This is a genomic window from Dyadobacter luticola (assembly GCF_005860805.1).
In the GTDB taxonomy this organism is placed as follows: domain Bacteria; phylum Bacteroidota; class Bacteroidia; order Cytophagales; family Spirosomataceae; genus Dyadobacter; species Dyadobacter luticola.
In genome coordinates this window covers 1,214,400-1,233,097 of the sequence record NZ_VCEJ01000004.1, presented here as the reverse complement: position 1 = coordinate 1,233,097, position 18,698 = coordinate 1,214,400, and the positions used below count along the sequence as shown (strand labels likewise).

The 18,698-nt window shown below is 45.2% G+C and carries 16 protein-coding genes; 8 read left to right on the top strand and 8 right to left on the bottom strand.

Annotated elements, in window-relative coordinates; genetic code table 11:
- Positions 1-13: 13 nt before the first annotated feature.
- A complete protein-coding gene (locus FEN17_RS15855; RefSeq protein WP_138366312.1) occupies positions 14-607 on the bottom strand; it encodes a Uma2 family endonuclease in 594 nt (197 codons plus the stop codon).
- A 91-nt stretch (positions 608-698) separates the two neighbouring features.
- Here FEN17_RS15855 and FEN17_RS15850 point away from each other — a divergent pair, with 91 nt between their 5' ends.
- Positions 699-1,985: a type IX secretion system plug protein gene (locus FEN17_RS15850; protein WP_138366951.1), complete on the top strand. Its 1,287-nt coding sequence runs from the start codon at positions 699-701 to the stop codon at positions 1,983-1,985.
- Between the two features lie 68 nt (positions 1,986-2,053).
- On the opposite strand, the gene ychF is transcribed toward FEN17_RS15850, so the two are convergent.
- Entirely contained in the window at positions 2,054-3,154 is a 1,101-nt protein-coding gene (gene ychF / locus FEN17_RS15845) for a redox-regulated ATPase YchF (protein ID WP_138366311.1), read from the bottom strand.
- Between the two features lie 106 nt (positions 3,155-3,260).
- Entirely contained in the window at positions 3,261-3,611 is a 351-nt protein-coding gene (locus FEN17_RS15840; RefSeq protein WP_138366310.1) for a DUF3276 family protein, read from the bottom strand.
- 238 nt (positions 3,612-3,849) lie between these two features.
- Between FEN17_RS15840 and FEN17_RS15835 the strand changes: the two genes are divergently transcribed.
- On the top strand, positions 3,850-4,299 hold the full coding sequence (locus FEN17_RS15835) for a septal ring lytic transglycosylase RlpA family protein (RefSeq protein ID WP_138366309.1): 450 nt from the start codon (positions 3,850-3,852) through the stop codon (positions 4,297-4,299).
- Positions 4,300-4,313: 14 nt separating this feature from the next.
- Positions 4,314-5,228 (top strand): DUF58 domain-containing protein, encoded by a 915-nt coding sequence (locus FEN17_RS15830; RefSeq protein WP_138366308.1) that lies wholly within the window; start codon positions 4,314-4,316, stop codon positions 5,226-5,228.
- Between the two features lie 31 nt (positions 5,229-5,259).
- Here FEN17_RS15830 and radA read toward each other — a convergent pair whose 3' ends face one another.
- Entirely contained in the window at positions 5,260-6,633 is a 1,374-nt protein-coding gene (radA, locus tag FEN17_RS15825; RefSeq protein WP_138366307.1) for a DNA repair protein RadA, read from the bottom strand.
- Positions 6,634-6,800: 167 nt separating this feature from the next.
- Between radA and FEN17_RS15820 the strand changes: the two genes are divergently transcribed.
- A complete protein-coding gene (locus tag FEN17_RS15820; protein WP_138366306.1) occupies positions 6,801-7,508 on the top strand; it encodes a porin family protein in 708 nt (235 codons plus the stop codon).
- 177 nt (positions 7,509-7,685) lie between these two features.
- Here the strand turns inward: FEN17_RS15820 and FEN17_RS15815 are convergent, their stop codons facing one another.
- Positions 7,686-8,084: a LytR/AlgR family response regulator transcription factor gene (locus FEN17_RS15815; RefSeq protein WP_229208835.1), complete on the bottom strand. Its 399-nt coding sequence runs from the start codon at positions 8,082-8,084 to the stop codon at positions 7,686-7,688.
- A gap of 346 nt (positions 8,085-8,430) precedes the next feature.
- Here FEN17_RS15815 and pheS point away from each other — a divergent pair, with 346 nt between their 5' ends.
- Positions 8,431-9,471, top strand: a complete 1,041-nt coding sequence (gene pheS / locus FEN17_RS15810; RefSeq protein ID WP_138366949.1) for a phenylalanine--tRNA ligase subunit alpha — start codon at positions 8,431-8,433, stop codon at positions 9,469-9,471.
- 70 nt (positions 9,472-9,541) lie between these two features.
- Here pheS and FEN17_RS15805 read toward each other — a convergent pair whose 3' ends face one another.
- Both FEN17_RS15805 and FEN17_RS15800 read right to left on the bottom strand, forming a co-directional pair.
- Positions 9,542-10,273: an esterase family protein gene (locus FEN17_RS15805; RefSeq protein WP_138366305.1), complete on the bottom strand. Its 732-nt coding sequence runs from the start codon at positions 10,271-10,273 to the stop codon at positions 9,542-9,544.
- A gap of 113 nt (positions 10,274-10,386) precedes the next feature.
- On the bottom strand, positions 10,387-11,817 hold the full coding sequence (locus FEN17_RS15800) for a circularly permuted type 2 ATP-grasp protein (RefSeq protein WP_138366304.1): 1,431 nt from the start codon (positions 11,815-11,817) through the stop codon (positions 10,387-10,389).
- A gap of 351 nt (positions 11,818-12,168) precedes the next feature.
- On the opposite strand from FEN17_RS15800, the gene FEN17_RS15795 reads away from it, so the two are divergent.
- The 3 genes from FEN17_RS15795 to FEN17_RS15785 all read left to right on the top strand — a co-directional run bounded on the left by FEN17_RS15795 (position 12,169) and on the right by FEN17_RS15785 (position 16,823).
- Positions 12,169-13,719 carry a DUF5723 family protein gene (locus FEN17_RS15795; RefSeq protein WP_138366303.1) on the top strand — a complete coding sequence of 517 codons (1,551 nt, stop codon included), beginning with the start codon at positions 12,169-12,171 and terminating at the stop codon, positions 13,717-13,719.
- Positions 13,720-13,795: 76 nt separating this feature from the next.
- On the top strand, positions 13,796-14,191 hold the full coding sequence (msrB, locus tag FEN17_RS15790) for a peptide-methionine (R)-S-oxide reductase MsrB (protein ID WP_138366302.1): 396 nt from the start codon (positions 13,796-13,798) through the stop codon (positions 14,189-14,191).
- Positions 14,192-14,267: 76 nt separating this feature from the next.
- Positions 14,268-16,823 (top strand): penicillin-binding protein 1A, encoded by a 2,556-nt coding sequence (locus FEN17_RS15785; RefSeq protein WP_138366301.1) that lies wholly within the window; start codon positions 14,268-14,270, stop codon positions 16,821-16,823.
- 57 nt (positions 16,824-16,880) lie between these two features.
- On the opposite strand, the gene FEN17_RS15780 is transcribed toward FEN17_RS15785, so the two are convergent.
- Positions 16,881-18,653: an ABC transporter ATP-binding protein gene (locus tag FEN17_RS15780; RefSeq protein WP_138366300.1), complete on the bottom strand. Its 1,773-nt coding sequence runs from the start codon at positions 18,651-18,653 to the stop codon at positions 16,881-16,883.
- Positions 18,654-18,698: the final 45 nt, after the last annotated feature.

The following is an 18,698-nucleotide window of genomic DNA, read 5'->3' as shown; positions in this document are numbered from 1 at the left end:
CCTCTTCTTCGTTTTATGGGTGTAATGTGAATTTCAAATTGTTGGTGTTGTAATAAATGTCGGCCATTTCGAGGGACAAGCCAATTCCCGGAATTTCAATTGAACCTTCGAGGTTATAGGCCTCAGAAAAAAGGTACCACAAATCTTCTCCATTTTTCTTCCAAACCTCCGCACCAACTGACATTGAATTGATTAAAACATATTCTTTCAATGACGGAACGCTCCGGTACATGTGAAATTTCTCACCTCTGTCGTAACCCGAAGTGCTAGGTGACAATACTTCGAAAATGCTTACCGGATTAAGAATCGTATCCTCCTTGTCGTCCAGGAATTCAATTGGCCCGCAAACAGCAACAAGGTCCGGGTAAGTATACAATCCACTTAAAGGAATATGCAGCCGCATATCGCTTGAAAATGTCTGGCAGGATTTGCCTTTGAAAGCAATGTAACATTCACCCGACAAATTCTCTACGATCCGGTTATGGTTAAAACCGGCGCCCGCCATGGCAACTATTTCCCCTTTAAAAAACTCACTTTTGTACTCGGCTTCCCTTTCCAGTTTCAGATACTCTTGGTCTGAATACACCATGATCGCTTGTGCTGACATTGATATTGTAATTTAGAAATAAGTAATGATGATCAAAACCTTTCCCCAACAATACGTACCTTTCCGCGACAAGAAACGATCCAGTTTTCCAATGGTCAAGCAGCTTTATTTATCGGTCTTCTTATTATTTTCTTCACTTACATTATTTGCGCAGCCTGCGAATTTGCGCCTGGAAGATTTTATTTATAATGAAAAAATCAGGACGGTTTTGCTGTATCCTGCGCTTGATAATCCTGAAAATCCTACCCGCCTTCTAACCCCGGCTATTAAACCGCTTCAAAGTGAATCTCCCCTGGTGCTTGAATTTGACGATATGTCTGCGCAGTTTGAAGGTTATCGCGCCAAAATCGTGCATTGTAATGCGGATTGGACGAAATCGAATTTGAATGACATTGAATTTACCTACGAGTACAATGAATATCCAGTCAGGAGTTACGAGCAATCTTTCAGCACTAAAGTGCCCTATTTCCACTATCGGCTCGAACTGCCCAGGCTGAAACTTTCCGGGAATTATGTGATTTATGTGTTTTCGGAGCAGGACCGGAAATTGGTTTTGAGCAGGCGGTTTATGCTCTATGAAACGCGGGTGAGTATTGAGGCGAAGGCCCGGTTTTCGCAGGGAATCCAGCAGCAATTTTCTGATCAGCAGATTGATTTTGCCATCACTTATAAAGGTTATCAGCTCAATGCGCCGCAGACGGATTTGATGGTCGTAATGCGGAAAAACTTTCGCTGGGACCAAACCAAATCAGGTTTTAAGCCTACCAATGTCAGGCCGTTTGACCAGATTTTGGAATACACTTTTTTTGATCTTGAAAACACTTTTCCAGGCGGAAATGAATATCGCTACTTCGACAGCCGGACATTATCGGGACGCGGCTATGGCATTAATGCTATGGAGCGATCGGACGAATTTACGCGGCTGATCCTTTTCACGGATAAGTCGCGGGCAAATGGTTCTTACATTCAGATCGATGATTTCAACGGTCAATATGTTGTAGATCAGCGGGAATCGGGCCGCGGGAGTGTGGAAGCGGATTACACGCCTGTTTTGTTTTCATTAAAAACCGAGGAAGATCCCGATGCGGTTTATTATGTCAATGGTGCATTTAATTTGTGGCAACTGAACGACCGCAACCGTATGACCTTCAATTCCGAAACAAAAAATTATGAAGTTGAAATCCTCATCAAGCAGGGGGTAATCAACTATGATTATACGGTTGTCAGAGGACAGGGAAAGCCGGAGGAAGCTCCTATCGAGGGAAATTACGCGGCTACTGAAAACGATTATGACATTCTGGTGTACAACCGCCCGCCGGCCGGACGGGCCGATCTGTTAATCGGATACCGGACGGTAGAGTGGAACCGGAGAAGATAATGACATGATAGTAAAACGAAAAAGCAGCTCCAAGAAGCTGCTTTTTCGTTTTACCAATAAAAAATTCCTTAAACATTAAACCGGAAGTGCATAATGTCACCGTCCGCTACGGTATATTCTTTTCCTTCCACAGCCATTTTCCCTACTTCTTTCACAGCCGCTTCCGTTTTATATTGCTCGTAATCAGCGATTTTAATCACCTCTGCACGAATAAAGCCTTTTTCAAAATCACTGTGAATGACACCCGCAGCCTGCGGCGCCTTCCAACCTTTCACGATCGTCCAGGCACGAACTTCTTTCACGCCTGCTGTGAAATAAGTGATCAGGTTTAGTAAAGAATAAGAGGCTTTGATCAGCTTACTCAGACCCGATTCCTTTAACCCATATTCACCCAGGAACATTTCGTGCTCTTCCGGATCCTCGATTTCAGAGATCTGAGATTCGATAGCCGCGCAAAGAACAATCACTTCTGCTCCTTCCTGCGCTACTGTCTCCCGCAGCTTTTCTGAAAATTCATTTCCAGTCAACATGGAACCTTCATCCACATTGGCAACATATAAAACAGGCTTCGCGGTAAGTAATTGCAGGTCGCCAATCACAGACTCTTTGGTCTCCTCGTCGATTTCAACACTTCTTGCGTTCTTACCCGCCTCTAATGTTGCCTTATATTTTTTCAGCCATTCCAGCTCGGCTTTCGCTTTTGCGTCACCGGCCCGGGCGCCTTTTTCCGTTTTCTGGATTTTCTTTTCGATCGATTCCAGGTCTTTCAGCTGTAATTCCGCATCAATAATTTCTTTATCAAAAACCGGATCCACTTTTCCTTCGACGTGCACAATGTTGTCGTCCTGAAAACAGCGCACCACATGCACAATCGCATCCACCTCGCGAATGTTGGCCAGGAATTTATTGCCCAAACCCGCTCCCTGGCTCGCGCCTTTCACAAGTCCGGCAATATCAACAAACTCAATGATGGTAGGGATCACTTTTTGCGGCTTAACCAGCGTGGTCAAAATTTCGAGGCGCTCGTCGGGCACAGTTACTACACCGACATTGGGCTCTATGGTACAAAAAGGATAGTTGGCAGCTTCGGCTTTTCCGGTAGAGATGGCATTAAAGAGAGTGGACTTACCTACGTTTGGCAATCCGACGATCCCACATTGAAGACTCATATATTAGAGATAATGATAATTTCTGCGAAATTACCATTTAGCGACTACAAAAACCAAAAGCCTTCGAATTAGATTGCGAAGGCTTTGTTATTTAACATCCGATTTTTTAGTCCCACTTAAGGTCCGACTCCCCTACTACTGCATCCACTTCGTCAACCTTGGATTCGAACTGAGAGAAGTCAACCTCCGGCATCAATTCTGTTTTCACGTGATCCACAGCTTCCTTCAATGCATCCACGAACTTATCGAAGTCCTCCTTGTACAAAAACATCTTGTGTTTTTCGTACGTGAACCCGTCACCTTGCGGGTGGCGACGACTTTCTGTGATGGTAAGATAATAATCGTTGGATCGCGTAGAGCGAACATCGAAGAAGTAAGTCCGTTTTCCTGCCCTGACCCTTTTGGAGTAGATTTGCTCTCTGTCTTCCACTATGTTTAATTTTAAATAGGTTTTCAAACGCTAAAATATAAAGTTTATTGCTGCGAACAAAAAAACCATAACATATTAGCGATTTGTTAGCATTGCTGCCCTGATTTTTATTTTTCACTTTGGTCTAAAAACCAATTTTTGTTCGTTTTTAAGTTTTTTCTATTACTTTTGAAATTCATGGGTATTCAAAATCCTACGAATCCATGAACAAGTAGCGTGTAAGCAGGTTACAAAAACCTGTGATGTTTCACCCAAATCCTGAGATATGACTTATCGTCGGATTCTGATTCTCATCTTGTTAGCATTCGCCTCAGCACCTTCTGCATTTGCGCAGATTAAGTTGGGCAAAACTGAAACCGGCAGTGCATCTTATTATGCGGCCCGGTTTAATGGCAAAAAAACTTCCTTCGGCGAAGTTCATAAAAGCACTGAGTTGCTTGCTGCCCACAAAAGCTATCCGCTGAATACCATGCTGGAAGTGACGAATCTGGATAATGACGAAAAAGTGATCGTACGGGTGAATGACCGAGGCCCGTTTTCCAAGGACCGGATTGTTGATTTGAGTAAAGAAGCCGCCCGTTTGCTGGGTATTGTTGCAAAAGGCGTTGCCCATGTGACGATCAGGGTGGTAGGTATGGAGGGAATGATACTTCTTGAACCCAATGAAGAAATTGACCCGAAATCCGGCAAGGTAATTTCGATGCGGACCAAGTAACTTCTTGACATACAATGAGTAACCGACAACTTGATTTAGCAAAGGTTAGGGAGTTCGGGAATCTTGAATTTCTTGCCAAACAGCTTGTTGAAGGCTTTATCACCGGTTTACACAAGTCCCCTTTCCACGGCTTTTCAGTCGAATTTGCGGAGCACCAGCTTTACAATACCGGAGAATCCACCAGAAATATCGATTGGAAGGTTTTTGCAAAAACCGACCGCCTCTTCGTAAAACGCTACGAGGAAGAAACCAATTTGCGCTGCCATATTTTGCTGGACACTTCTTCGTCCATGTACTATCCCGAGTCCAATTTCGGGAAAATGACATTCAGCGTCATGGCGGCCGCCAGCCTCACCTATTTGTTGCAGCGGCAAAAAGATGCAGTAAGTCTCTGCACATTCGCAGAAGAAATTGAAGTCCAGACTGCGGTGAAATCCACGCCTTCGCATGTGCACAAGATCATGCTGGAATTGGAAAATCAGCTTCAAAAGAAAAGACCGCTTTCAAAAACTTCTGTCGCCGAAGTCCTGCACCAGATCGCTGAAAAAATCCATAAGCGCTCGCTGGTAGTAATTTTCAGTGATATGTTTGATAATCTGGAAGATGCCGACAAGCTCTTTTCCGCACTACAACATCTTCGCCACAACCTGCATGAAGTACTCCTTTTTCACGTCACCGACCGTAGGACGGAAGAAGAATTTGCTTTCGAAAACCGGCCTTATGAGTTCATAGACCTTGAAACGGACGAAAGAATCAAGGTACAGCCCGATCAGGTAAGAGAGACTTACAAGGAATTTGTGAGTGATTTTTACCAAAAATTAAAGCTGAAATGCGGTCAGTACAAAATCGACTTCATTGAAGCCGACATTGCAAAAGGCTTCGATCCGATTCTGATGGCCTATTTGGTCAAACACTCTAAAATGAGGTAGTTTTAAAGAAATCAGATCCCATATTCTGATCTTATTCACTCAAAAACAGCGACATAAAGAGCTGATCCAGGTGCGCGACCGGAATCACTTCAATTTTCGATCTTTTTAAATCAAGACCTTTACTGTTGTATTTGGAAATATAAATTTTCTTGAAGCCCAACTTTTCCGACTCAGAAATGCGGCTTTCAATGCGGTTTACAGCCCGTACTTCCCCACCCAACCCTACTTCCGCCGCGAAACATACCGATGGCAGGATAAACTTATCTTCATAAGACGACACAATCGAAGCTACCACAGCCAGATCGATGGCCGGATCTTCCACTTTCAACCCGCCGGCAACATTCAGAAAAACGTCCTGCACGCCTAACCGGAAACCACCTCTCTTTTCTAAAACTGCCAGCAACATTTGCAGCCTTTTTGCATCAAAACCAGTGCTGCTGCGCTGCGGCGTGCCATAATTAGCAACACTGACCAATGATTGTATTTCAACCAAAAGCGGCCTGTTTCCTTCCATCATCGAGCCGATGGCGATACCACTCACAGGTTCGTCGCGCTGCGAAATCAATATTTCCGACGGATTGCTGACCTGGCGCAGTCCAGAGCCTAGCATTTCATAAATCCCTAATTCAGAGGTACTGCCGAAACGATTTTTGATCGTTCTCAAAATCCGGTAGGTATTATGCCTGTCGCCTTCAAATTGCAGCACAGTATCCACCATGTGCTCCAAAACTTTTGGTCCGGCGAGCGAGCCATCCTTGGTAATGTGCCCGATCAGGAAAACCGGCACGCCCATTTCTTTGGCATATTTCATAAACTCAGCCGTACATTCCCGCACCTGCGACACGCTTCCTGCACCGGACTCGATGTAAGTCGATTGCATGGTCTGGATCGAATCGACGATCAGAATTTCCGGTTGAAACTCTTCTATCTGCCTGAAAATGTTTTGCGTATGTGTTTCTGTCAAGATAAAGCAGCTGTCGCTTTTTGCTGACATTCTCTCGGCCCGCATTTTAATCTGCTGCTCGGATTCTTCTCCGGAAACGTACAGCACTTTTTTATTAGATAATGTCAGCGCGATTTGCAGCATTAATGTTGACTTGCCGATCCCCGGCTCACCGCCAATCAGCACCAGCGAACCCGGCACGATACCACCGCCCAGAACCCGGTTCAGTTCTTCATCAAAAGTTTTAACACGCGCTTCATTCTGGTATTCAATCTCCGCAATCGCCCGCGGCCGGCTCGCCAGATTGACGCCTTTCCAGGCCACGGTCGTTTTCTTATCCTCCTTTTCAATCACCTCCTGAACGAAGGTATTCCACTCGCCGCAAGACGGACATCTACCCACCCATTTTGGTGAATTGTACCCACATTCCTGGCAGAAATACGCAGTCTTGGCTTTGGCCATAAGTAGAAAAATCTAATTTGTATGTATCTGTTGGTAACAGTTTTAATCCGCTATTTATTCCGAAATTTGTACGTTTCACCCACAAAATCAAAAAAAATAAGGGCAAGGTACAGTTTTTTGCATTTAGGCGTTATTATCCGGTTTTACTTAAAAATTCATATTTATCTATGAACATCCTGACAAAAGTGGCCTGTATCTGCATGTTGTGCTTTCTGGCACTTACATCGGCGCAGGCTCAGAAAAAAGGTTTTGCGTTTGGTATCAAAGGCGGGGTGAATTTGTCGCGCCTCACGATGGGAGACGTTTTTACGACGCGGTATGATGATGCAGGGAATCCCTTCCTGGGCTACGACGGAAAGCAGGTGCGCGACAACCTTAAACAAAGCTTTAACACCAGGACCGGCGCAGTGGGCGGGATTTATATGCGATTTGGACGGACACTTTTCATTCAGCCTGAGGTATTGGTTTCAACAAAAGGCGGCTCATTTGATATTATCCAGAATGATACGGAGCAACCGGTGAAAAAGACGATCAACGTAAAATATAGTAATATTGACGTCCCGCTGTTAATTGGTTTAAAAGGCGGCCCGATCAGGATTCTTGCCGGACCAGTTACTTCTTTCCGTATCGGAGATAATCAGGGATTAAGGGATGCATTTAAATATTACACTTCGGACCTGAACAACGCCATGTCGCAGGCAACATTCGGCTACCAGCTGGGCGCTGGACTTGATTTAGGAAGTTTTAGTCTTGATGTTCGTAAAGAAGGATCATTCACAAACCTCGCGTCTTTCCAAACTACCGGATCAAATGGTGGTAATGTAAAGCAAAAAATTACTTCCTGGCAGGTTACGCTGGGTTTGAAGTTGTTTTAATGAGTGAGTGAGCGAGTTAGTGAATGAGTGAATGAGTGAATAATTCTCATTTCCGGAAAAATTCAGTCATTCAATCATTCAATCATTAATCCCCAAAAACAAAACAAGCAGCCTTCGATCGAGCGATGGCTGCTGTTTTTATGAATAACCCACTAATTTAATTCACCAAAAAATCTTTTACGCGCTGATGCGGACGTTGGAGTGATCGAGGAAACAAGTGATTTCCTTGATTTTCCGGCGCGATACCATCACTTCTTTGCCGCAGGATAATTTCAGCATCCGGTCGTCTTCCAGGCGCGCTACCACGTAGTCGGCATTGACCAGGTAGGATTTGTGCACGCGGATGAAATTAGGATTCAGCTGCTCAGCAAGTGATTTTAATGTTTTCGATACCAGGTATTTCTTGCCGGTATTTGTATAAATAAATGTATAGTTTCCTTCACCTTCGAGGAAAGTGATGACGTCGGGAGTCAAAAAAATTGTCCGGCCCATGGACTGTACAGAAATCGAAGAACGGTTGTCGTTGTAAGACCTTTCGGGAACATTTGGGCGGGTAAAGCTTGTAAAATTTTTCATATTATTTCGTGACTAATAAATGTTTCGTTTTCTTGAATCAAAAATAGCATATAGCGTAATTGTAACGAAATACGTAAAAGTACGTTAGTGCGCTCAATTCCCTCATTTTCAGATATTTAGAAAACATCATTTTGATCAAATGGCGTAACGCCACTTAGTAAAATGCGTAATTTTACGTAGTGCCGAAAATGTAGATTATTTAAAGAAAATCGCGATACCGCTACACTACCAACGTTGTCCTCAAAAAATGACCCTATTCTTGGTTATCTTTGCCACCTGGTCGCCGCAGTAAACGCTTCTTTCTACAGGCAGAATGCGGGACCCTTACCAACATTAAATGCATGTTATGATTACCGAGCGGGTAAAAGAATTGGTTTCCGAAATCGATAATGCTGTTGTCACCAGTAAGGAGCAGCTGGAATCATTCAGATTAAAATATATCAGTAAAAAAGGCGTCGTCACGGAGCTTTTCGACAACCTTAAAAACATTGCACCCGAAGACCGCCGGGCTGTGGGACAAGAGCTGAACACGCTGAAAAACCTGGCGCAGAGCAAATTTCAGGAATTCTCTGCCGCGCTGGAAAATTCAGCTGATGCAAATCCGGAAATGCTGATCGACCTCACGCTGCCGGTAACGCCCAATCTACAGGGAAGCCTTCACCCGCTAACAATTGTTAGAAGAAGGATTATCGAAATTTTCGAAAGAATGGGCTTTAATGTTTCTTACGGCCCGGAAATCGAGAAGGACTGGTATAATTTCAGTGCGCTGAATTTTGCTGACAACCACCCTGCCCGCGAAATGCAAGACACTTTCTTTATTTCAAAAAGTGAGGGCGACGTGAAAGATGATGTGCTGCTCCGCACGCATACTTCCAATGTGCAGGTACGCCTCATGGAAAGACAAAAACCGCCGATCCGCTCGATCATGCCGGGACGCGTTTTCAGAAATGAAGCGATTTCAGCCCGCGCTCACTGCGTTTTTCACCAGGTGGAAGGTTTGTATGTGGACAAAAATGTAAGCTTTAAAGATCTCAAAGACACATTATATCACTTCGCGAAGGAAATGTTCGGGAAGGACTCCACGATTCGTCTCCGCCCTTCCTACTTCCCATTTACAGAACCCAGCGCCGAAATTGACGTGTCGTGTTTTATATGTAAAGGAAAAGGCTGCAATGTTTGCAAATACACCGGCTGGGTAGAAATTGCAGGTTCAGGCATGGTGGACCCAAATGTACTGACCAACTGTGGGATCGACAGCGAGGAATATACCGGATTTGCATTTGGGATGGGTATCGAGCGGATTACAATGCTGAGGTACGGAATTAACGATCTTCGACTTTTTACAGAAAACGACGTCAGGTTCCTGCGCCAATTTGAAGGTGCCTGATTTTGAAATAACATTAAAAAAGCGCTGTCCCAAAAGATAGCGCTTTTTTTGTACCCAAATTTTACCAAACCTAAAACCGTGTTTCCAGATAATAAGGCAACATTCTTTTCCAGACCCACCACTCGTGCGGCATATCCGGCCCCCAGATGTCCAGCTCATGAGGAACATTTTTGGAATTGAGGATTGCTGAAATATGCTTTGAATATTCCGGCACTTCGTAAGCCCCCGAGCCTGTAATAAAATGAATGTGTCGGCTGTCGCGGTACATCGAAAGGTGCCACTCTGCTTTCAACTGCGGCAAATAATGCACCGGTGAATTGAAATAAACATTATCGTCGTAGTAGCCATCGGTGTAAACACTCAGATCGTAGCAGCCACTCATCGCGATCACCCCGTTTATGTAATCGGGATGTTTGAAAAACAGATTGGCAGCATGCATGGCGCCGAAAGACGCCCCGCCGGTAATAATTTCATTCGTCGGGCTCGTGGTATCCTTAATAAAAGGGATCACCTCCTTGATCACATAATCATTAAAAAGCTGGTGGCGGATCGCCTTGTCGTAACCGTGCATATACGGATTGAGCCAGCTTTCGGAATTGATACTGTTGATGCAATAAACCTTTACTTTTCCAGCATTGATATAAGGACTGATACTCTCAATTAAACCATTTTTTTCATATTCAAGATAATCCGAAGCTGCTGTGGGAATCAATAAAAGTGCAAACCCATAATGACCATAAACTGCAATATCCATGTGTTCATTCAGCGCCGGACTATACCAACCGGTTACCTCACGTAGCATTTGTTTCTCATTTTAAGTTACTGTACTGTTTAAATATATACGACCTGGCAATGCACATTTACCTTTTTGTAAACATTCATCATCCACAGCCGACAGTAACTGCCAATGATAAATCAATACAAAACCCAGGTATCCTTGCCGCCGCCGCCTTGCGATGAATTAACAACCAAAGAACCTTTCCGTAAGGCAACCCGCGTCAGGCCACCCGGAATCACGCTGATATCGTCGCCATACAAAATATAAGGCCGCAAATCCACGTGCCGTCCCTCTGCGTGTCCCTCCACCATACAAGGCACCCTCGATAATGAAATGGTAGGCTGAGCAATGTAGTTCCGCGGATTGTTCCTTATTTTTTCCCTGAAAATTTCGTGCTCCTCTTCCGTGGCTTTCGGGCCGATCAACATTCCGTATCCTCCCGCTTCATTCGCTTCTTTTACAACCAGTTGCGAAATGTTTTCTATCACATAATTAAAATCCTCCTCCTCGCCGCAGATGTAAGTTTTTACATTCGGAATGATCGCCTCCTCGTTCAGATAATATTTAATGATCCTCGGCACGTAGGCATACACCACTTTATCGTCCGCCACTCCGGTACCTGGCGCATTTGCCAGCGCTACGCGTCCTTTTTTATATACTTCAAAAATGCCGGGAATACCGATCAGTGAATCGGGATTGAATGCGTCCGGATCCATGAAAGTATCGTCGATGCGGCGATAGATGACGTCCACGATCTGCAAACCGTTGGTAGTCCGCATTTTAACATAACCATCGGAAACAACCAGGTCACGGGTATCCACCAGCTCCACGCCCATTTGCTGCGCGAGATACGAATGTTCGAAATAAGCTGAGTTATAAATTCCGGGCGTAAGGACTGCTACGGTTGGGTTGGGACGATCCGCAAGATGCTGCAACATTTGCAGGAGGCGCGTCGGATAATCGGAAACCGGCCTTACACCTGTCCTGGCAAGTACATCAGGAAAAATCTGCTTAGATAACTCCCTGTTTTCCAACATATAAGAAACCCCGGAAGGACAGCGCAGGTTGTCTTCCAGCACCATAAAAGTTCCATCGTCACCTTTGATTAAATCGGTCCCGGTAATGTGGCACCAGATTCCTTTTGGTGGTTTTAATCCCAGACAAGGTTTCAAAAAACATTTACTGGATTCGATCAGCTCGCGCGGCACGACACCGTCATTCAGGATATTCTGTTCATTGTACACGTCGTCAATGAACATATTTAATGCTTTGATCCGCTGTTTCAGCCCTTTTTCAAGCCACTCCCACTCCGCGCTGGACAATACTCTTGGAATGATATCGATCGGCATAATCCTTTCCGTCCCCTCGCCCTCCGAGTACACATTGAATGTGATTCCCATGGAAAGCAATGCACGTTCCGTGGCAAGCTGGCGGTTGGTAAGATCATCATGTGTGAGGTTTTCAAATTTACTTTTCAAATGCTCATAGCCCGGGCGTATCTGTCCGTCCTGACTGAACATCTCGTCAAAGAAATTTTCGCTCTGATAATCTGAAAATGAAAAATTCATACTATACAAAATTTGAATAAGTCTATATCAATCGTTTACAAAACAATATATGGTCAATGTTTTAATTTACAAAACAAATGCACATTGTGACCTTTTCAGAAACTGAATTATATTGTTTGGTTTAGCACTAAATACTTTGGTGAAACAGTATAATGCTAACCGTAAACACTTGACTGAGAAACCTTACCTCAATTCCAGTAAAATATTTGACCGGTCAGATACTAAAATCATGCCGTAAAGAATTGATTAATTAATGTTCAATGATCCGTCATAGGTTGCAACTACACCCGCTTCGCCGTTTCTTTGCAACATGATATAACAGTTACCTATATCATTCGTTTCACATCCACTATGCCAAAAAGCGTTTTACTGGTTCTGATTTTCCTGATTTTCGGACTGCCTTTGAGGGGTTTATCTCAGCATATGCCGGGTGTTGCGATGGGCAATTATGCCGGGACCAATGCTTTGTACCACAACCCCGCGTTCGTGGCAGATAGCCGGTATAGTGTATATGTAAATCTGGTTGGTACGCAGTTTTATACTGCCAATAACCACGTCAAGTACGAAGCCCCTTTTTCCTTTTTAAGCCTGATTACCAATACTGTTTCGGATAAGTACCGGAATGAAAGAGGAATGCTGCTTTTTCCGCGGACTTACCTGGGCGAGAAACTGAATGGTAACCATAAATACCTAAATGCCGGCGGCGATACGCGTCTTCCGTCCATCATGTTTAATTTGTTTAAAGGCAAGATTGGGGTAGGAATTTCTTCACGGGCAAGGTACATTCTCAATGCTACCGAAATCACCGAACCGCTCGCCAGGTTGCTCAGCAAAACCACGCAATTAAAAGAATTACAAGGCCCGATTTTCAACAATCAGTCGGGGCAGCTGCATTTAAATGGTTTGGGAGAAATTGCCTTGACCGTGGGAGAGACTGTATTTGATAATGAAACGGATTTCTTAAAAGTAGGCGTGACAGTGAAAAGGCTGATCGGCTTGTATAATGCGCACGCCATCATTGACAATTCGTCTTATGACATTCAGCCGGACGAATTTTACGAAAACAAGCGACAGTACATCAATGTCAACGATATTAATGTGCGCTATGGGATAACCCGCGACGAGGGTTTTCAAAACATTAAACTTTCTCCGGCCTGGCTCCTCGGCAATGCTGCGCCGGGTCAGGGATGGGGTTTTGACCTTGGAGCGGTGTATGAGTACCGCCCGGACATTCAAAAGTATACTTATACCGAAAAAGGGGTAAGGAAGCGCGACGCTTCAAAAAATAAGTATCTCTATCGCGTAGCAGTTTCCCTGACGGACATAGGCCGCGTGCATTTCAGAAACCCCGCCTACGTTTTGCAGCAGGAAACCCATACTACCAACAAGGAATTCAGGTACGACAATTTTCAAAAACTGGAAGGCTCGGAAGGTATTTTCAATGCCATCAACACGTCGCTGGACGGTGGCGCACCGCTGGCACCCAATTACAAATCCGTACTCCCCACGGCATTTCAGGCGAGCGTGGATTATCATGTTAAACCCAATGTGTACGTCAGCGGTATGTGGGTGCAAAACCTGATCCCTCAGGGCGCATTTGGAATGAAAGCAGAATCATTTTTATCGGTGACCCCGCGGTACGAGCATAAATGGTATGAATTTTCGGTGCCGGTGTCTCTGATGAACCGTTACCGGTCCCCGGCTATTGGACTCGTGGGACGCGCCGGGCCGCTCTGGATTGGCACAGATCATTTGACGGGGCTGCTCAACATTGGCAACCCAAAAGCCTTTAATCTGTACTTTGGCATATCAGGCGGCATCTTCCGTCGCCCGCCCGAATCGGCCAATAAATGCTGGCCTCCCGAAGACTCCTGGCTTAGAAGGATTTTCAGCAAACGATAAATTTTTCTCTGACGTTATCCATGTGTGTGGTATAATTTTTCTAAACACACCATACTCCATTTCAAACCCAGAAATAATGAGAGAGATACAAAAAACCAAAGAAGAGTGGCAGAAGGAACTGACAGGACAACAATGTTTTGTATTGTTTGAAAAAGGCACTGAGCGGCCGTTTTCCCACCCTTACAATGACAACAAGGAAGAAGGAACATACGTCTGCGCTGCCTGCGGTACCCCGCTTTTCAGCTCCGATACAAAGTACGAGTCGGGCTCCGGCTGGCCCAGCTTTTTCTCTCCGATCGCGTCGGGCAATGTAGAGGAAATCACGGACAGAAGTCACGGGATGACACGTACCGAGGTAGTTTGCCGGACTTGCGGCGGACATTTGGGGCACGTTTTCAATGACGGGCCGAAACCTACCGGCCTGCGGTACTGTATGAACGGGGCCGCCTTAAAATTTGAAAAAGCTGAGTAATACATAGTAAAAGCCGGATTTCACGAGAAATGTCCGGCTTTTCTTATCTTTGAAACCTTACGAACCATAACGTTTGATGGAAGTTATCCGATCATTCTTTACTAAAATCAAAGCCATATTCCAACTGATTGGAACTCAGCTTTCAACATTCACCAACCGCACACTTTACAAACTGACATCGCTTTTTACAGGCCGGAAAAAAGCCGATGCGATGTTCCACTCTTACAGAACAAAAAAGAGGTCGATCCGCGAATGGTGGGCAGATACCGTGGATGTCAATTCCAGGTTCTATCGTCCGGTTATGATTTTATGGAAGACTGCATTGTACGGTTTTCTTACGATCGCTATCTATATTTTTTGTGTCGAAACCAACTTCCTGTGGCTCATGGGAAGTATGCCGAGCGTAGAAGACCTGCAAAATCCGAAAGTCGCCCAGTCTTCCGAAATCTACACGGCTGATGGCGTCATGATCGGTAAGTTTTACACCGAAAACCGTACGCCGGTTACTGCCAAAATGATTTCCCCTAACCTTGTAAAAGCATTGATTGCGACGGAGGATGTTCGTTTTTATAAACATTCGGGAATTGACTACAAGGCGATGGCCAGCGTGGCGATCGGAATTGTTACCGGCGCCACAGACCGTGGGGGTGGTAGTACCATCACCCAGCAGCTGGCAAAGAAGCTTTTCAAAACCCGCCGCTCGGGAGCCCGTGGTGTTTTGGGCTATGTTCCGGGTTTTGGGACATTGATTTATAAAACAAAAGAGTGGCTGACGGCGATTAAACTGGAAAGGAATTTTACCAAAGAAGAAATCCTGACCATGTATTTCAATACCGTCGATTATGGAAATAATACGTACGGGATCAATACTGCCGCGCAATCATATTTCAGCAAATCGCCTGACAGTCTGAATGTTCAGGAATCTGCGGTGCTGGTGGGTCTGCAAAAAGCGACGACGACTTACAATCCGGTGCGGAATATGAAACGCTCGCTGGAAAGACGTAATGTGGTGATTGGCCAGATGCAAAAATATGGTTACCTGACAGCCAAGCAGGCCGACTCGATCAGCGCGCTGCCGATTGAGCTCAAAACCAAATTTGAAACACCCTACGATGGCAATGCCAACTACTTCAAAAATGCGGTGGTTGATTTTGTCAAAAAATGGGGTGATGAAAATGGGTATGACCTGTATACCGATGGTTTGAAAATATACACCACCATCGATTCTCAGATGCAGGAAGATGCCGAAGAAGCGATGACCCAGAAAATGAAACAGTTGCAGCGGGTTTTTGAAGATCACTGGCGCAACCAGAATCCCTGGGTTGACGAGCAAGGCAAGGAAATCACCGACTTCCTGCCCACCGTGGTGAAGCGGACCAGCAAGTACCGCTCCCTTGCCGCGAAATTCCCGAACAATCCCGACAGCGTCAATTACTATCTGAATAAAAAAGATACGATGACAGTCTACGACTGGAAAAACAGCGGGGAGATGAAAAAGTATTGGAGCTCTATGGATTCGCTGGATTATTATAAAAGGATTTTGCGCGCTGGAATGATGGCAATGAACCCGCAAACGGGGCAAATTAAGGCCTGGGTTGGTGGTTTGGACTATAATTATTTCAAATACGATGCCGTAAAACAGGGTAAGAGGCAGCCAGGATCGACATTCAAATCCTTCGTATATACCACGGCGATCGATGATTCGACTTATAACATGAATCCATGCGATCAGATTGTGGACAAGCCTTTCGAAAAAATATACGAGGAAGATGGCGAGGAAAAAATCTGGAGACCGCGGAATGCGACCGGCGTTTTTTCTTATGCCAATATGACATTACGCAGGGCCCTGGCGCAATCCATCAACTCTGTTACCGCGCAACTGACCGACCAGGTTGGTGCTGATAATGTGGCCAGATATGCCAAGAAAATGGGAATCACCACGCCGCTGAAAGGTGTACCTTCTATTGGTCTCGGGCCATTTGACGTGTCGCTTTATGATATGGTAGCGGCTTATAGTGTGTTTGTGAATAATGGTACTTACACCCAGCCGATTTTGGTGACCAAAATCGAGGATTTTAACGGAAAGGTCATCGAGGAATTTCAGCCGGAACACCATGAAGCTATTCGTCCGGAATCCGCCTTCTTGATGGTACAAATGTTGAAAGCAGGGGTGGAAGAGCCGGGAGGAACTTCGGGCAGTATCCGGTGGCGGTTTAATGTTGCTACCGATCGCGGAAACCAGCTGGGTGGAAAAACGGGTACTACCTCTAATAACTCCGACGGCTGGTTCATGTGTATCACCCGCGACCTGGTGGTAGGCGCCTGGGTAGGCGGCGACGACCGGAGTATCCACTTTCGAACGACAAACCTCGGCGAGGGTGCCAAAACCGCACTGCCGATTGTAGGAAGCTTTCTGGAAAAAGTATATAAAGACAAGCTGCTGGAACCTGGGCCGTTTCCCAAACCCAGCTTTAAAATTTCAAAAGACTATAATTGTCCGACTTTGTACGCGCCGAGCGAAAGCGATTCGCTTGGAATTGGCTCCGACAGCACGCCAGCCAAAAGAAATGAGGAAGATGACTTCCTAATCGGACCACCGCCGATCCCGCTGGACACCGGAAAACGGAATTAATCAAAAAGGCTTTGCAGAGAAATCTTGCAAAGCCTTTTTAATGTGACAGGCAAATTTTTAGGCCCCGATCTTCAAAACTTCCTTGTACTGCATCCGGTACAAATTGGCGTAGAAACCTTCTTTTTCAAGCAGTTGCTCGTGGTTACCTTCTTCTACAATCTGTCCTTTGTCTACAACAATAATTTTATCTGCTTCCTGAATTGTCGACAGCCGGTGCGCGATCACAATTGCAGTCCTGCCTTGCATTAATGTTTCGATGGCGTGCTGGATCAGCTCTTCGGTTTCGCTGTCGACGGATGAAGTAGCTTCGTCCAGGACGATGATTTTCGGCTCGTGCACCATCGCTCGGACAAAGGAAATCAGCTGTCGCTGGCCGACCGATAATGTCGCTCCGCGCTCCATCACATTATAGCTATATCCGCCCGGCAACCTTTCGATGAAATCATGGACGCCCACCAACTTCGCAGCTTCAATGATTTTTTCATGGGTGATCGACGTATCGCCCAGTCTAATGTTGTTTTCAATGGTGTCGGAAAATAAGAAAACGTCCTGCAAAACCACGCCGATGTGTTTCCGCAGCGCATTTAGCTCAAAATCGTGCACTTCCACGCCATCGACGTAGATGTTGCCTTTATTAATATCGTAAAACCGCGTCAGCAAGTTAATAATGGACGATTTCCCCGCGCCAGTTGCGCCAACAAAAGCTATCGTTTCTCCCTCTTTTACGGTGAAATTGATGTCTCTCAGAACATATTCTTCATCATTATAAGCAAACCACACCTGCTTGAATTCCACATTACCTTTAATCGTCGCCGGCGCAAATGTGCCTTCGTTGGAAGTAAACTCGTCGCTATCGAGCAATTTCAAGATCCTGTCGGTGCTGACGATACCCATTTGTAATGTATTAAAACGGTCGGCGAGCTGGCGTATCGGTCTGAAAAACAAGTTGATAAACATCACAAATGCGGTTACTGTACCAAATGTAATGTCCGCATTCAAAATTTGTTTTGACCCATACCAAACCACAAGCCCGGTTCCTGCCGCCGCAATCACATCCGCCACCGGATAATAAATGGAGTAATAAAGGATCGACCGAATGTTGGCGTTTCGGTGCACCTTGTTGATTTCCCTAAACTTTTTATACTCAATGTCTTCGCTGCTAAAAATCTGCACAATGCCCATCCCCGTCAAATGTTCCTGCACAAACGAGTTCAGGTTAGAAACCGCCGCTCGTACTTCATTAAAAGAATCCTTAATTTTTTCTTTAAAAATATAAGTACAAATCAGCATCAGGGGGATCATCGACAGGCTGATAATTGACAGTTTCCAGTCAGTATAAAACATGACTGCGATGATCAGTACCAGCTGCAAAATGTCGCCGGCAATCGCCGCCATACCGTCGCTGAATACATTGGAAAGGGTTTCTACATCCGAAATCGTGCGGGTTACCAGACGTCCGATGGGCGTATTATCAAAAAATTTCAGCCTTAAACCGATGATCTTCTGATACAGCTGCACCCGGATATCGCGGATAATAAACTGCCCCAGCCAGCCCGACATATACGTATTCCAGAACTGCGCCAAACCTTGCAAAACCGTCACGACGATCATCACAATCAACATCATGGTCAGCTGTTTATAATCACCATTTGCGATGGGCGTATCGATGGTATATTTGATCAAAAGCGGCGTGAGCGGAGCCAGCAGGGCATTCAAAAGTATGATCCCGATCAGCAGATAAAACTGGCTCTGGTAGGGTCGAACGAACGCATATAAACGTCTGAGTGTGGGTAGATCGAAAATCTGACCGCTTTTGGTTTCCTGATTCACGGTGGTTGTCTAACTGGAAATGGAAGTAATGTAAATTGAGCAACA